Origin of the sequence: Allorhizobium borbori (genome assembly GCF_014196535.1) — a bacterium.
In the GTDB taxonomy this organism is placed as follows: Bacteria; Pseudomonadota; Alphaproteobacteria; order Rhizobiales; family Rhizobiaceae; genus Ectorhizobium; species Ectorhizobium borbori.
On record NZ_JACIDU010000003.1, the window covers coordinates 35,374 to 50,312 of the forward strand.

14 protein-coding genes are annotated in these 14,939 nt (G+C 59.8%); 7 read left to right on the forward strand and 7 right to left on the reverse strand.

Translation table 11 applies throughout. The features are described from left to right. Positions 1-9: 9 nt before the first annotated feature. Genes lpxD through lpxB form a run of 5 tightly spaced genes read left to right on the forward strand, consistent with a single transcriptional unit; the run spans position 10 to position 4,392 of the window. Positions 10-1,074 carry a UDP-3-O-(3-hydroxymyristoyl)glucosamine N-acyltransferase gene (gene lpxD / locus GGQ66_RS04195; RefSeq protein WP_183789742.1) on the forward strand — a complete coding sequence of 355 codons (1,065 nt, stop codon included), beginning with the start codon at positions 10-12 and terminating at the stop codon, positions 1,072-1,074. After that, complete coding sequence (gene fabZ / locus GGQ66_RS04200; RefSeq protein WP_183789744.1) at positions 1,067-1,531, forward strand: 3-hydroxyacyl-ACP dehydratase FabZ; 465 nt, start codon at positions 1,067-1,069, stop codon at positions 1,529-1,531. The genes lpxD and fabZ overlap by 8 nt, the downstream gene beginning before the upstream one ends. Then, the gene (gene lpxA, locus GGQ66_RS04205) at positions 1,528-2,343 is read left to right on the forward strand and encodes an acyl-ACP--UDP-N-acetylglucosamine O-acyltransferase (RefSeq protein ID WP_183789746.1); all 816 of its coding nucleotides are present in this window, start codon (positions 1,528-1,530) and stop codon (positions 2,341-2,343) included. Before fabZ ends, lpxA begins: the two co-directional genes overlap by 4 nt. Before the next feature lie 37 nt (positions 2,344-2,380). Further along, positions 2,381-3,223 carry an LpxI family protein gene (locus GGQ66_RS04210; RefSeq protein ID WP_237358789.1) on the forward strand — a complete coding sequence of 281 codons (843 nt, stop codon included), beginning with the start codon at positions 2,381-2,383 and terminating at the stop codon, positions 3,221-3,223. Beyond that, positions 3,223-4,392 (forward strand): lipid-A-disaccharide synthase, encoded by a 1,170-nt coding sequence (gene lpxB, locus GGQ66_RS04215; RefSeq protein WP_183789750.1) that lies wholly within the window; start codon positions 3,223-3,225, stop codon positions 4,390-4,392. Before GGQ66_RS04210 ends, lpxB begins: the two co-directional genes overlap by 1 nt. A gap of 52 nt (positions 4,393-4,444) precedes the next feature. Here lpxB and hspQ read toward each other — a convergent pair whose 3' ends face one another. The 4 genes from hspQ to GGQ66_RS04235 form a co-directional block, all read right to left on the reverse strand. Continuing rightward, positions 4,445-4,774, reverse strand: coding sequence for a heat shock protein HspQ (gene hspQ, locus GGQ66_RS04220; RefSeq protein ID WP_183789752.1), 330 nt, complete (start codon positions 4,772-4,774; stop codon positions 4,445-4,447). 72 nt (positions 4,775-4,846) lie between these two features. After that, positions 4,847-5,788 carry a DMT family transporter gene (locus GGQ66_RS04225; protein WP_183789754.1) on the reverse strand — a complete coding sequence of 314 codons (942 nt, stop codon included), beginning with the start codon at positions 5,786-5,788 and terminating at the stop codon, positions 4,847-4,849. A gap of 135 nt (positions 5,789-5,923) precedes the next feature. Beyond that, positions 5,924-7,333, reverse strand: coding sequence for a type I glutamate--ammonia ligase (gene glnA / locus GGQ66_RS04230; protein ID WP_183789756.1), 1,410 nt, complete (start codon positions 7,331-7,333; stop codon positions 5,924-5,926). A 79-nt stretch (positions 7,334-7,412) separates the two neighbouring features. Continuing rightward, a complete protein-coding gene (locus GGQ66_RS04235; RefSeq protein ID WP_183789758.1) occupies positions 7,413-7,751 on the reverse strand; it encodes a P-II family nitrogen regulator in 339 nt (112 codons plus the stop codon). Positions 7,752-8,095: 344 nt separating this feature from the next. Between GGQ66_RS04235 and GGQ66_RS04240 the strand changes: the two genes are divergently transcribed. Then, positions 8,096-9,571 carry an NAD(P)H-hydrate dehydratase gene (locus GGQ66_RS04240; protein WP_183789760.1) on the forward strand — a complete coding sequence of 492 codons (1,476 nt, stop codon included), beginning with the start codon at positions 8,096-8,098 and terminating at the stop codon, positions 9,569-9,571. Positions 9,572-9,575: 4 nt separating this feature from the next. Here the strand turns inward: GGQ66_RS04240 and GGQ66_RS04245 are convergent, their stop codons facing one another. Together GGQ66_RS04245 and uvrA are read right to left on the reverse strand one after the other, a co-directional pair. Continuing rightward, entirely contained in the window at positions 9,576-10,379 is an 804-nt protein-coding gene (locus GGQ66_RS04245; protein WP_183789762.1) for a DUF72 domain-containing protein, read from the reverse strand. A 19-nt stretch (positions 10,380-10,398) separates the two neighbouring features. Continuing rightward, positions 10,399-13,320, reverse strand: a complete 2,922-nt coding sequence (gene uvrA, locus GGQ66_RS04250; protein WP_183789764.1) for an excinuclease ABC subunit UvrA — start codon at positions 13,318-13,320, stop codon at positions 10,399-10,401. A gap of 291 nt (positions 13,321-13,611) precedes the next feature. Here uvrA and GGQ66_RS04255 point away from each other — a divergent pair, with 291 nt between their 5' ends. Then, positions 13,612-14,163, forward strand: coding sequence for a single-stranded DNA-binding protein (locus GGQ66_RS04255; protein ID WP_183789766.1), 552 nt, complete (start codon positions 13,612-13,614; stop codon positions 14,161-14,163). An 88-nt stretch (positions 14,164-14,251) separates the two neighbouring features. On the opposite strand, the gene GGQ66_RS04260 is transcribed toward GGQ66_RS04255, so the two are convergent. Further along, entirely contained in the window at positions 14,252-14,878 is a 627-nt protein-coding gene (locus GGQ66_RS04260) for a MarC family protein (protein ID WP_183789769.1), read from the reverse strand. Between the last annotated feature and the right edge of the window lie 61 nt (positions 14,879-14,939).

Below are 14,939 nucleotides of genomic sequence, written 5' to 3' on the forward strand. Positions count from 1 at the left end.
GCTCTGCTGATGACGCATAACGAATTCTATCCACCCCATCCGGGTATTTCCCTTTCGGCTCTGGTCGAAAAACTTGGGGTGGAGCTTGTCGATCCCAAACATGGTGATATTGCCATTCATTCGATCGCGCCTGCTGCGCGGTCGAAGAGCGGTGACATTTGCTATATAGCGTCTCGCAAGAACCGGCAGGATCTCGAGACGTGTCAGGCGTCAGCTATTTTTTGCACGTCTGCTTTCAAGTCACTGGTTCCTGAGGGGGTTGCGGTTCTCCTGACCGACAATCCCCAGAAGTCGTTTGCCGAAGCCGGTGCGCTTTTACATCCGACAGCGATGCGTCCGGCTCCAATTGTGTCCTATCTTTCGGAAATTCATCCATCGGCATTTATTGATCCGACAGCGCGCCTCGAGGCTGGTGTTACCGTTGAACCCTGTGCGGTGGTTGGCGCTGGGGCCGAGATCGGCACGGGCTCCGTTATCGGTGCGGGTGCCATTATCGGCGCGCATGTCAAGATCGGTCGTGATTGCTCGATTGCTGCCGGTGCAAGCATCCTGTCGGCCTATCTCGGCAACAACGTGATCATTCATAATGGCGCCCGTATCGGGCAGGACGGCTTCGGTTATGCACCCGGCCCGAGAGGCATGCTGAAGCTGGTGCAGATCGGTCGCGTCATCATTCAGGACAATGTCGAGATCGGTGCGAACACGACAATCGATCGCGGTGCAATGGACGATACGGTCATTGGCGAAGGCACGAAGATCGACAATCAGGTACAGATCGGCCACAACGTTCATATTGGCCGGCATTGCGGCATTGTCAGCAAGGTCGGCATTGCCGGTTCGACCAGGATCGGCAATGGGGTGATGATTGGCGGTGCGGCTGGCCTCAACGGTCATATTACCATCGGCGATGGCGTCCAGATTGCTGCGATGAGCGGCGTTGTTGCGAGCATCCCGGCCGGTCAGGTTTATGGCGGCGTTCCGGCGCGACCGATGAAAGATGTGTTGCGCGATTGGGCGGAACTGATGGCCCGCTCGGATGAGCGCACGACGAAGAAAGGGGAGAAGAATGGCTGAAGAGACCAAAGCGACGCTGGAAACGGCTGACATCCTCGAAATCATGAAGCTTCTGCCGCATCGTTATCCGTTCCTTCTCGTGGATCGGATCATCGAGATCGATGGCGACAATTCGGCGATCGGCATCAAGAACGTGACCGCGAACGAGCCTCAGTTCATGGGGCATTTCCCTGGCGCGCCGATCATGCCGGGCGTTCTGCTGATTGAGGGCATGGCACAGACGGCGGGTGCTATCTGCGCGCGCGCTAGCGGCCAGAGCGGTAACCTCGTCTATTTCATGACGATCGACAATGCACGCTTCCGCAAACCCGTTGTTCCGGGCGATCGCGTTGAGTTCCATGTTGCCAAGGTCAAGCAGCGTGGCAACATCTGGAAATTCCATTGCGATGCGAAGGTCGACGGTGTTCTCGTGGCCGAAGCCGACTACAGCGCTATGATTCGTCAGGGTGGGGAATGAGCGCGTTTCCCGATTCCGCCCGTGTTCATCCGCTTTCTGTCGTGGAGGAGGGAGCGATCATCGGCGAGAATGTCGTGGTCGGGCCGTTCTGCCATGTTGGTCCGAAGGTCGTGCTGAAGGACGGCGTTCAGCTTCTGAACAATGCTTGCGTTGAAGGCAAGACCGTGATCGGCGAAGGGACTGTGATTTTCCCGATGGCCGTGATCGGCGGGCCGCCGCAGGCTATCCGTCACGATGGTTCTGAGACGACACTTGATGTCGGTTCGAATTGTACGATCCGTGAAGGCGTGACGATGAATACCGGTAGCTCGGATGGAGGCGGCAAGACGGTTGTTGGTAACAACAACCTGTTCCTCGCCAATTCGCACGTTGCCCATGACTGCATTCTTGGAAACGGTATTATCCTCTCCAATAATGTCATGCTGGCAGGCCATGTCAGCGTCGATGACCATGCCATTCTTGGCGGCGGGTCGGCCGTTCATCAGTTCAGCCGTATTGGTCGCCATGCCTTTGTCGGCGGTCTCGCCGGTGTTCCGAACGACGTGATCCCTTATGGCATGTTGAACGGCAATCCGGGTGTTCTGAGTGGCCTTAATGTCGTCGGCATGTCGCGTGCTGGCATCTCGCGCGAAACGATCCATCGGGTTCGCCGCGCCTACAAGCAGATCTTCGAAGGCGAAGGTGCTGTCCGCGCCAATGCCATCGCCATTCGCGATGAATATGCGGACTGCCCTGAGGTGCTCGAAATTCTCGACTTCATCGGAACGGAAAGCGACCGCGCGATCTGCGCTCCGGCACGCGGCAAGAACTGACGTGTCGGGCGGCGCCGATAGCGGGCGCGGGCGCCTGATGATCATAGCGGGCGGCGGCAAGCTGCCCCTCTATGTCGCCGAGGCGGCGCGAGCTGCCGGCGAAGACCCGTTCATCGTCTGCCTGTTCGGCGAGTCCGATCTGGATTGGGCCGGTTTTGAACATGCCGAGATTTCGATCGGCGATGTGGCAAAACTTGCTTCCATCAAGCGTGCGAAGAATCTGACTCGCGTCGTGTTGTCGGGCAGTGTTCGCAAACGGCCGGAATTGCAGCAATTGCGGCTGACATTTTCCTCCCTTCTGAAACTGCCCGCGATTATCCGTCGCCTGATCGCGGGCGGCGACGATACTGTGCTGCGCATGGCGATCGGTCTTCTGGAGAGCGAGGGGCTTCGCGTTGTCGGCGCGCATGAGATCGTGCCCGATCTGCTGGCGACCGTCGGTCCGCTGGCCGCGGGCTCGCCGTCGGGCGATGATCTGCGCGATGTGAAGGCCGGCGTTGAAGCGGCCGAGGCGCTGGGGCGGCTCGATATCGGGCAGGGAGCCGTCGCTGTTGGCGGACGTGTCGTTGCACTGGAAGGTGCGGAGGGAACGGACCGCATGCTTGAGCGTGTGGCCGAGTTGCGGCGCGAGGGACGCATTTCCGCTCGTCGCCGAGGTGTTCTGGTCAAGCTTTGCAAACCTCAGCAGGATATGCGCGCGGATCTGCCCACCATCGGGCTCTCGACCATTGAGAATGCCCGTAAGGCTGGATTGGCGGGAATTGCCGTGGAGGCCGGTCGAGCCCTTGTATTGGAGCGTGATGCGGTCATTCGCGCGGCCGATGCAGCGGGTTTGTTCGTCGTTGGCGTTGATCGCGCCTTGCCCGGAGGATTGGGCTGATGGACCGCGCTCTTAAAATCGCGGTTGTGGCCGGGGAAGTCTCAGGTGATCTCTTGGGCGGCGATCTGATTGCTGCACTCAAGCGGCAACACGGCGGTCCGGTCGATCTGGTCGGTGTTGGCGGGGAGGCGCTGGAGGCCGAGGGGTTGGTTTCTCTCTTCGATTATTCCGAACTTTCCATCATGGGGTTCACTCAGGTTATCGCGCGCTTGCCGCGGATGATTTCGCTTATTCGCCAGGCAGCCGATGCGATCATTGCCTCACGGCCGGATGCACTGCTGATCATCGATAGTCCGGATTTCACCCATCGTGTCGCCAAACGTGTGCGTAAGGTCCTGCCCGACCTACCAGTGGTGAAATATGTCTGCCCCAGTGTGTGGGCCTGGAAGGAATACCGCGCGCGAGCCATGCTCGCCTATGTCGATCATGTTCTCGCGGTTCTGCCCTTCGAGCCGGACGTGATGCGTCGGCTCGGTGGCCCGCCGACGACCTTTATCGGCCACCGGTTAGCCAGCGACCCATCATTGCTCGCCGTGCGCCACGCGCGCGCCAAGCGCGGTTGCGAGCCTGTTGGCCCCCAGCGAACCATCATGCTGCTGCCCGGCTCGCGCGCCTTCGAAATCCGCAAATTACTGCCCATCATGGGCGAGGCGATGCGGGAATTGCTGGCGCGTAACGGTGCGTTGCGGTTTGTTCTGCCGACCGTGCCGCGCCGGGAAGCGCTCGTTCGGGAAGTTATCGCCGAATGGCCGGTGAAGCCGGAGGTGATTGTTGGCGATGATGGCAAGTGGCAGGCATTTTCGGAGGCCGATGCAGCCCTCGCGGCATCCGGGACCGTTATTCTCGAACTGGCGCTTGCAGGCGTACCGAGTGTTTCGGTGTATCAGACGGACTGGATCATCAAGCTGCTGGCCTCACGTATAAAGGTCTGGACCGCCGCCTTGCCCAATCTGATCGCCGATTATTGCGTGGTGCCGGAGTATATCGATCACACGTTGCGTGCTGGCAGCCTGACGCGCTGGGCGGAACGGCTTTCTGTCGACAGCCTGCAACGGCAGGCGATGATCGAGGGGTTCGATCTCGTCCAGAGACGATTGACGCCGGAGGTGCCGGCGGGTGAGGCAGGCGCGCGTATCCTGCTCGAAACCCTGCGGAAGAAATCCCCCTGAAACAAAAGGCCCCCCGAACGCCGGGAGGCCAGATTGTCTTAAATGCCGTACTTCAATTGGCGAAGACGGATTTGGGGCGGAGGCGACCGACCGAAGCCGGTTCGAACAGCCGGGCCACATTGGGGTTCCGCAGTGGTTCGTCGCTGTCATCATGTTCCAGATTTTGTTCTGAAACATAAGCGACATATTCCGACTCGTCGTTTTCCGCGAGCAGATGGTAGAAGGGTTGGTCCTTATCCGGTCGGATTTCCGCTGGGATGGCATTCCACCACTCTTCCGAATTGGCGAATTCTGCATCCACATCGAACACCACGCCTCGGAAAGGGAAGTTCTTGTGGCGGACCACTTCTCCGATATTGAATTTGGCTATGCGTTGTTTCATGGCGCGAGCATCCTTTCGTATCCAGACGTGGGAATGCCGACCGCGGACATCAAGGGGTAGGGCGTCCTCTAGTCACATATTTGTCACACGTCGGAGACGCTGCCAGAAGGCAAGCGGCGCGGTGGCAAGAATAACGCCGCCGGTGACGAGAAGAATGCCGGCGAGATGATAAGCCTCAAAGCGCTCTCCGAGGAACACTACGGCCATGACGATCGAGACCGGTGGCATCATGTAGAGCGTGACGCCGGCGGTGGCTGGGCCGAAAACGCGGACGGCATGCTGGAAGCAATAGAAGGCCGCCAGCGAGGCAAAGAGAATGATACCGCCGAGCTTCAGCCAGTCCATGCCGGAATCCGGTACGGCACCACCCGTCATCAACTCATAGGCGGCCGGTGGCGCCAGAATGATGGCGCCGGAAAAGGCGATCAGACCGAACAGAGCGATGGGCGGCATGACGGCGACCGCCCTTCTGCGCAATAGCAGGGAATAGATCGCAAAGGCGATCGCCGCGCCCAGAATGCCGAAATCGCCGAGATTGAAATGGAAATGCAGCAACGCCTGCGGATCGCCCTTCAGAACGATGGCGACGACACCGATAAAGGCGATGGCCATGCCCACACCTTCCCGCAGAGTGATGCCCCGCCCCTGAAACAGCCACTGGAACAGGATGATGAAGAGTGTCGATGTCGTGTAGATCAGGGTCGCGTTCGAAGCGGTTGTTTCCGTCAGCGACCAGTAGACGAAGCCGCCACAGATGCCCATGCCGAGAAAGCCGAGAACAAGCCATAGCAGGGTGTTGTCTCGCACGAACGCAATGCAGACCCGTCGCTGCGCATAAAGAACCGGCAGCATGATGAGCGTGGAGCCTGCCCAGCGAATGAAGGCCGTGATGAAGGGGGCGATATCGCCGATGACGCCGCGTCCAAAAATGAGATTGCTCGAAAAGAAGAAGGGCACGAGCAGAAAAATCATCCAGTCGACGGTGCGGGGAGACGAGGGCGTGGAAGCAGACATGCGGGCAACCGGTAGTGGGGGCGAGAAATGGTTCGGACCTGCACAGTGCGCCCAAAAAGAAAAACCGGCAAACGTGGTTTGCCGGTTTTCCAAGGGAGAAAGGGCCCCGGTGAAGCCGGGGCCAAATTCCGCAACTTAGCAGGAGTAGTACATATCGTACTCGACCGGGTGCGGCGTTGTTTCGTAACGCATCGTTTCGGCCATCTTGAGCTCGATGAAGGCGTCGATCTGGTCGTCATCGAACACGCCGCCAGCGGTGAGGAACTTGCGATCCTTGTCGAGGCTTTCGAGCGCTTCGCGCAGGCTGCCGCAAACGGTCGGGATCTTCTTGAGCTCCTTCGGCGGCAGATCATACAGATCCTTGTCCATGGCCTTGCCCGGATGGATCTTGTTCTTGATGCCGTCGAGGCCGGCCATCAGCATCGCGGCAAAGCCGAGATAGGGGTTCTGGGCCGGATCGGGGAAGCGAACTTCAACGCGCTTGGCCTTCGGGTTCGAGCCGAACGGAATCCGGCAGGACGCCGAACGGTTGCGTGCCGAGTAGGCCAGCAGAACCGGTGCTTCATAGCCCGGTACGAGACGCTTGTAGGAGTTCGTCGTCGGGTTTGTGAAGGCGTTGATGGCCTTGGCGTGCTTGATGATGCCGCCGATGTAGTACAGGCAGGATTCAGACAGGCCGGCATATTCGTCACCGGCGAAGGTCGGCTTGCCGTCCTTCCAGATCGACTGGTGAACGTGCATGCCCGAGCCGTTGTCGCCGAAAACCGGCTTCGGCATGAAGGTAGCCGTCTTGCCATAGGCATTGGCGACCTGGTGCACGACGTACTTGTAGATCTGCATCTTGTCGGCATTGCGAACCAGCGTGTCGAACTTCACACCCAGCTCGTGCTGGGCGGAGGCGACTTCGTGGTGGTGCTTTTCAACGACCACGCCCATTTCGCCGAGAACGGTCAGCATTTCGGAACGCATGTCCTGCAGGCTGTCGACCGGGGGAACCGGGAAATAGCCGCCCTTGACGCGCGGACGGTGGCCGAGGTTGCCGGTTTCATAATCGGTGTCGTCGTTGGACGGCAGTTCCGTGGAGTCCAGCTTGAAGCCCGTATTGTACGGATCGGCCTTGTACTTCACGTCGTCGAACACGAAGAATTCCGGTTCCGGACCAACGAAGACGGTGTCGCCGATGCCCGACGCCTTGAGGTAGGCTTCGGCCTTCTTCGCCGTGCCACGCGGGTCGCGGTTATAGGCTTCGCCCGAGATCGGGTCGAGAATGTCGCAGACGATGACCATGGTGGACTGGGCGAAGAACGGGTCCATGTGGACCGTCGCCGGGTCGGGCATCAGCACCATGTCGGATTCGTTGATGGCCTTCCAGCCGGCGATCGAGGAGCCGTCGAACATGACGCCGTCGGCGAACATGTCTTCGTCGACGCAGGTCACGTCCATGGTCACATGCTGCAGCTTGCCCTTCGGATCGGTAAAGCGCAGGTCCACGAACTTGACGTCGTTGTCCTTGATCTGTTTCAGGATGTCATTTGCGGTCGTCATAAACGTTTCCCTTGAGTGAGATGACGAGTCTTTTCATCCGGCGGCGGTGCAAGAGACCGCCCGCCGAATGTTTTATAAATCAGATGGCGTCCACGCCCGTCTCCCCGGTGCGGATTCGGATGACCTCTTCCACGTTGGAGACGAAAATCTTGCCGTCGCCGATGCGGCCGGTCTGGGCGGCGTTGCGGATCGCGTCGATGACGGCTTCGACGTTCTCGTCAGCAAGCACGACTTCAACCTTCACCTTCGGCAGGAAATCCACGACGTATTCAGCGCCGCGATAGAGTTCGGTATGACCTTTCTGTCGGCCAAAGCCCTTGGCTTCGGTGACAGTAATACCCTGCAGGCCAACTTCCTGAAGGGCTTCCTTCACTTCGTCCAGCTTGAAGGGCTTAATGATCGCTTCGATCTTTTTCATGAGGAAATTTCTCTCCGCTTCTCCCATTTGAGCGGATTTTGGCCCGCTTGGCCTAAATTAATGCACAACCCGTGCCAATTCAGTTCGCAATTGCGGAAAGTGCACCGCTAATTTGCCGCACCCAGCGAAACACCCACCTTTTCGAGTGGAATTCTCTCTTTTGGAGAGACTGCCCTTCGGCACCTCACCGGTGCTTTCGGACGTGTGCGCAAACACGCAGCAAACTTCGCCTACTATATCGCGCGTTACAGGTATGTAAATTGGGCAAATGATTAATATGAGGGCATAAATGCCGAATTTATAAACGTATTGTCATTGCTCACGCTTTTCGATTGAATGTGTTCATGACCAAAAAAGAGGCCTCTCCCATTCTAACCCCAAACGCCATGGCAGCCGTTGACCGGGCAGCTGCGGAGACGGGAATCGACAGCTATGGCTTGATGATCAAGGCCGGTTGGGCCGTCGCAGCAACGGCTCTTCGTAGTCATCCCGGAGCGATACGTTTCGTGGTTCTGGCCGGTCCCGGCAACAATGGTGGCGATGGCTATGTGGCGGCTCGGGCGCTTGTTGAAAGCGGTGCTGCGGTCGTTCTTTTTCATCTCGGTGAACAGGGGCGTCTCAGGGGCGATGCGGCACGCGCCTGTGCGGATTGTCCGGTGCGAGGGGCGCCGCTGGATGACTATCATCCGCGCGCAGGCGATGTCGTGATTGACGGGCTGTTCGGCGCTGGGCTTGACCGGGCGGTCCCCGAAAGCGTTGCGGCGATTATCGGGAAAGTCGGTGCGCTGGGGCTGCCGGTGATTGCGGCAGATCTGCCGAGTGGGCTGTGCGGTCGCACCGGGCAGGTGCTGGGGGCTGCTTTTCAGGCGACGCACACCGTGACCTTCATGACGCCAAAGCCCGGTCATCTGCTTTTGCCGGGGCGTGCTTTGTGCGGCGCTCTGGAGGTTTTTGATATCGGCATTCCCATGCGCCTTGTTGAGGCGCAGGCGGAAAACCTGTTCGAAAACGGTCCTGCGCTATGGCAAAATTGGCTGCCACGTCTTGGCGCAGAGAGCCACAAATTTCGGCGCGGACATCTCGGCGTGTTTTCAGGTGGTGCGACGGCAACGGGCGCGGCGCGGCTCTCCGCTATGGCGGGTTTGAAGGCCGGGGCAGGGCTGGTGACGATTGCCGCGCCGCATGCCGCCCTTGCCGCCAATGCCGCGCATCTGACGGCTGTCATGCTGAGGGAGATCGACGACCTTGCCGGTCTTCAGCAATGGGCGACCGATCCGCGTCTCACCGCGTTCGTGCTTGGTCCGGGCTTCGGCGTGGGCGAGAGGGCGAGGGATTTCGTGCTGGCTCTCAGCGATCGATCGCTTGTGCTTGATGCCGACGGCATAACATCCTTTTCTGGCGAAACCGACCTGTTGTTTTCCGCTTTCGTCACGGGTGAACCGCATCTGGTGCTGACGCCCCATGAGGGCGAGTTTGCACGGCTGTTTCCCGATATCGCCGCCGATGGCGTGATGAGCAAGGTCGACAAGGCGCGCGCCGCCGCACAACGCGCCAATGCCGCGATCATCTACAAGGGCGCGGACACTGTGATTGCCGCACCGGACGGACGCGCCGCCATCAACACCAACGCGCCACCCTCTCTCGCCACCGCTGGATCGGGCGATGTGTTGGCCGGAATTGCCGGCGGGTTGATGGCGCAGGGCTTGCCGGCTTTCGAAGCGGCGGCAGCGGCGGTATGGATTCACGGCGACGCTGGAAACCGCGCGGGGCGGGGCCTTACGGCAGAAGACCTGCTCACCGCAATCCATCTGCCGGCATGACCCGTTAGGCGGTGCGCTTCTGGAGTTCCCGCGCACCGTTCGGCGCGTTCACCTTGCCCTCGGTGATAAAGAAGGCATAGACATCTCGGGGCTTGGTGTCCGGTGTGTGGCCTGGATCGATCCGGGGCAGATCGCGCGGTTGGCTGCCGTTGGCCCATGTTTTCAGCCGGTCGGCCCAGCCGTCGAGCGCCTCGGGCGCATAGCAGGTTTCGATTTCGTCCGAGCCCTTCTGCAGGCGCGCATAGACAAAATCGCCAGTGACGTCGGCAATTTCCGGATAATCCGCGTGGTGTGCATAGACGATGGCCACGCCGTGCTTGCGGGCGAGTGCGGCGAATTCCGGCACCATGAAGGATGGGTGGCGTACCTCGATGGCGTGACGAAGCGACAGTCCGTCACGTTTTTCCGGCAGGAGCGCCAGAAAGGCCGCGAAATCATCGGGCTCGAACTTCTTCGTCGGCATGAACTGCCAGAGGATGGGGCCGAGGTGATCACCGAGTTCCGTCAGGCCCTGGCCAAGAAAGCGATCGACGGATTCGCCGGCTTCCGCGAGCACCTTCTTGTTGGTGGCGAAGCGGCTGGCCTTGAGCGAAAAGACAAAACCTTCCGGCACTTCGGAGGCCCATTTTGCAAAGGTTTCCGGCTTCTGCGAACCATAATAGGTGCCGTTGACCTCGATCACCTTCAACTCACGGCTGGCGAATTCGAGCTGGCGCTTCTTCGGCAAGGTGGCCGGGTAGAAATGCCCCTCCCAGGGATCGAAGGTCCAGCCGCCAATGCCGGTGCGGATGATGCCGGATGTGCTCATGGTGCGACCCTTCCCCTCATTATTCTGCGGCGGCTTCGCGCTTCGGCGGATGGCGGACGAGCAATTCCTTGAGGAAGCGGCCCGTATGCGAGCGCGGCTCTTCCGCCACCTTTTCCGGCGTCCCGGTCACGACGATCTCGCCGCCGCCATCTCCACCCTCCGGACCTATATCGATCACCCAATCGGCGGTCTTGATGACTTCGAGGTTGTGCTCGATAACCACGACAGAATTGCCCTGATTGACCAGTTCGTGCAGCATTTCCAAAAGCTTGGCAACATCGTGGAAGTGAAGGCCGGTCGTCGGTTCATCAAGGATGTAAAGCGTGCGGCCTGTGGAGCGCTTGGAAAGCTCCTTGGCCAGCTTGACGCGCTGCGCCTCGCCGCCCGAAAGCGTGTTGGCCTGCTGGCCGACCTTGATATAGCCGAGGCCGACATCCTGAAGCGCCTGCAGCTTGTCACGCACGGCTGGTACTGCGGCGAAGAATTCGACGCCTTCCTCAACGGTCATGTCCAGCACGTCGGCAATCGACTTGCCCTTGAAGGTTACATCCAGCGTTTCGCGGTTGTAGCGCTTGCCGTGACAAACGTCGCAGGTAACATAGACATCCGGCAGGAAGTGCATTTCGATCTTGATGACGCCATCGCCCTGGCAGGCTTCGCAACGGCCGCCCTTGACGTTGAAAGAGAAGCGACCCGGCTGATAGCCGCGCGCCTTGGCTTCGGGCAGGCCGGCGAACCAATCGCGGATCGGCGTGAACGCGCCGGTATAGGTTGCCGGGTTGGAGCGCGGCGTGCGGCCGATGGGCGACTGATCGATATCGATCACCTTGTCGATATGTTCGAAGCCGTCGATACGGTCGTGTTCCGCCGGAATTTCACGGGCGCCCATGACGCGCCGCGCCGCCGACTTGTAGAGCGTCTCGATGAGGAAAGTCGATTTGCCACCACCCGAAACGCCGGTAACGGCGGTGAAGAGGCTGAGCGGTACCGATGCTGTGACATTCTTCAGATTGTTGCCGCGGGCCCCGACAACCTTGAGTTCTTTGCCCTTGGTCGGTTTGCGACGCTGGGCGGGAACAGGCACGCCCATTTCGCCCGACAGATACTTTCCGGTGAGCGACTTCGGGTTGGCCATGACTTCGGCGGGCGAACCGCTGGCGATGACCTGACCGCCGTGAACGCCCGCTGCCGGGCCGATATCGACCACGTAGTCGGCGGTCAGGATGGCATCCTCGTCATGCTCCACCACGATCACGGTGTTGCCGATGTCACGCAGGTGCTTGAGGGTTTCGAGCAGGCGGGCATTGTCGCGCTGGTGAAGGCCGATGGAGGGTTCGTCCAGAACGTAGAGAACGCCCGTCAGCCCCGAGCCGATCTGTGAGGCAAGACGGATTCGCTGGCTTTCACCACCCGAAAGCGTGCCGGAATTACGCGACAGCGACAGATATTCGAGCCCGACATCGTTGAGAAAGCGCAGGCGCTCGCGGATTTCCTTGAAGATACGGGCCGCGATCTCGTTCTGCTTGGCCGTGAGTTTGGCCGGCAGCGCCTCGAACCAGTCCCTCGCCACGCGGATCGACATATTGGTGACTTCGCCGATATGCAGACCGTTGACCTTGACGGCCAGCGCTTCCGGCTTCAGTCGGAAACCGTTACAGGCCGGGCAGGGGGCCGACGACATGAAGCGTTCGATTTCCTCCCGCGCCCAGGCGCTATCCGTTTCCTTCCAGCGGCGCTCGAGGTTCGGAATGATGCCCTCGAAATTCTTGACCGTCTTGTAGGAGCGAGCACCATCGGCATACTGGAACTCGATCTTCTCCTCGGTGCCGTGAAGAATGGCTTGCTGCGCTTCCTTCGAAAGTGCCGACCAGCGGCTCGACAGCTTGAAGCCGAAGACCTTGCCAAGCGATTCCAGTGTCTGGTTGTAGTAGGGAGAGGTTGATTTCGCCCAGGGCGCAATCGCGCCATCCTTCAGCGTACGCTCAGGCTCGGGCACGATCAGGTCGGGATCGATCTTCTGCTGACTGCCGAGACCGTCGCAGGTGGGGCAGGCGCCCGATGGATTGTTGAAGGAAAACAGGCGTGGCTCGATTTCCGGAATGGTGAAGCCGGAGACCGGGCAGGCGAATTTTTCCGAAAACAGCACCCGTTCATGGGTCTCGTTCAGCGACTTGTTGGCCGAACCGCCGGCTGAGGTCTCTTCAGGCGGCAGGGGTTTGTCCGCGAATTCGGCAACGGCGAGACCATCGGCCAGACGCAGGCAGGTTTCGAGACTGTCCGCGAGACGCGCGCCGGCATCCGGGCGCACCACCATGCGGTCCACCACCACGTCGATATCGTGCTTGTATTTCTTGTCGAGAACCGGCGCTTCGACGATTTCGTAGAACTGGCCGTCCACCTTGACGCGCTGGAAGCCCTTCTTCATCAGTTCGGCGAGTTCCTTCTTGTACTCGCCCTTGCGGCCGCGCACGATGGGCGCGAGGATATAGAGCCGCGTGCCTTCCTCCAGCGCCAGAATGCGGTCGACCATCTGGCTCACCGTCTGGCTTTCGATGGGAAGTCCGGTCGCGGGAGAATAGGGTACACCGGCGCGCGCGAAGAGGAGGCGCATGTAATCGTAGATTTCGGTGACGGTCCCGACCGTCGAGCGCGGGTTCTTCGAGGTGGTCTTCTGCTCGATGGAGATGGCCGGAGATAGGCCCTCTATCAGATCCACATCGGGCTTCTGCATCATTTCGAGGAACTGGCGCGCATAGGCCGAAAGGCTCTCGACGTAGCGGCGCTGCCCTTCGGCGTAGATCGTATCGAAGGCGAGCGAGGATTTACCCGAACCGGACAGACCCGTCATCACGATGAGCTTGTTGCGCGGGAGGTCGAGATCGATGCCCTTGAGGTTATGCTCGCGTGCACCGCGAATGGAAATCGTCTTCAGTTCAGTCATCGCTCAATCACCCGGCGCCGTTGGATCGCCCTTATGTAATCATCGATACCTCGGTGTCGAGGCTCGTTCATTCGCTTTTCGATTCGCTTGACAGGATCATAGAGAATTTATAGAACAAAAAAAGAACGAATTCGTTGTGGATGATCGAGCAAGCGGGGCATACCCATTCTGCGCGATGGTTTAGAGTGACGCGATTTTTGAACCGTATGAGGCGGTTCTATTTTGTGTTGGCCTGTTTGAAGGCATCCGGCTGTGCCGGGTCTGCAAAGGGCTGCGGGAAAGGTGAGAGATATGGCAGGCAGCGTCAACAAGGTCATCCTGGTCGGGAATGTCGGGGCTGACCCGGAAATCCGGCGCACCCAGTCCGGCGCTCCGATCGCCAACCTGCGCATTGCCACGTCGGAAACCTGGCGCGACCGCAACAGCGGCGAGCGTCGCGAGAAGACGGAATGGCACAATGTCGTCGTCTTCAACGAAGGTCTCTGCAAAGTCGTCGAACAGTATGTGAAGAAGGGCGCCAAGCTCTATATCGAGGGCGCGCTCCAGACCCGCAAGTGGCAGGACAAGGACGGCAACGACCGTTATTCCACGGAAGTCGTGCTGCAGGGCTTCAACTCGACGCTGACGATGCTCGATGGCCGAGGTGAAGGTGGCGGCGGCGGTCGGGGCGGTGATTTCGGCGGTAGCTCCGGCGGTGGTTCGTTTGGCGGCTACGACGATTACGGCAGCGGTCCTTCCGGCGGTGGCCGTTCGGCTCCGCAGCGTGGTGGCGGTGCGGCTTCCGGTGGCAATCAGGGTGGCGGCAGCTTCCCGCGTGACATGGACGATGATATTCCGTTCTGATTCGTGGTGATCGCCGCAAAGGTTCAGGTTTTGCACTGAGCCCGATATTCGAACCGTTTCGCGCACAGGCCGGAGCGGTTCTTTCGTTTCAGGAGAAGGCGGACTTGATGCCATCCACTACGAACTGGACGGAGAGGGCGGCAAGAAGAACGCCGAGCAGGCGAGTGAGGATGGCGCGACCGGTAATGCCGAGAAAGCGATCCAGACGTTCGGCAATCACGAGAACCGCGAACATCAGCCCTAATACGAAGGCGATGACGAGGATGAGCTGCATCCGTTCCCACGCACTCGGCATGGAGCCGGCGAGCAGAATGGTGGCGGAAATCGCGCCGGGGCCGGCTATCAGTGGCAGGGCCAGTGGGAACACGGCAATATTGTGCAGGTGGTCCTTGGTGATCGCCGCTTCGGAGGTCTTCTCCTTCCGTTCCTGACGCTTCTCGAAAATCATCTCGAAGGAGATCCAGAAGAGCAGCAATCCGCCGGCGATGCGGAAGGCGCCCATGGAAATGCCGAGCAGGCTTAGAATACCCGAGCCGGTGATTGCGAAGGCCGCCAGAATGAAGAAGGCGATGAGTGAACCACGCAAAGCAACCTGCTTGCGCTGAAGTCGCGTCAAGCCGTGGGTGAGGCCAATGAAGATTGGCGCAAGGCCTGGCGGGTCGATGGTGACGAGCAGCGTCGTCAGGGCATTGATCAGCATATCGTTGGCGGACATTGCGTCTCCATTCGGGCTTTTGTGGGAGAATGGTATGCGAGAGGCCGGGCCTTGAGAAGGG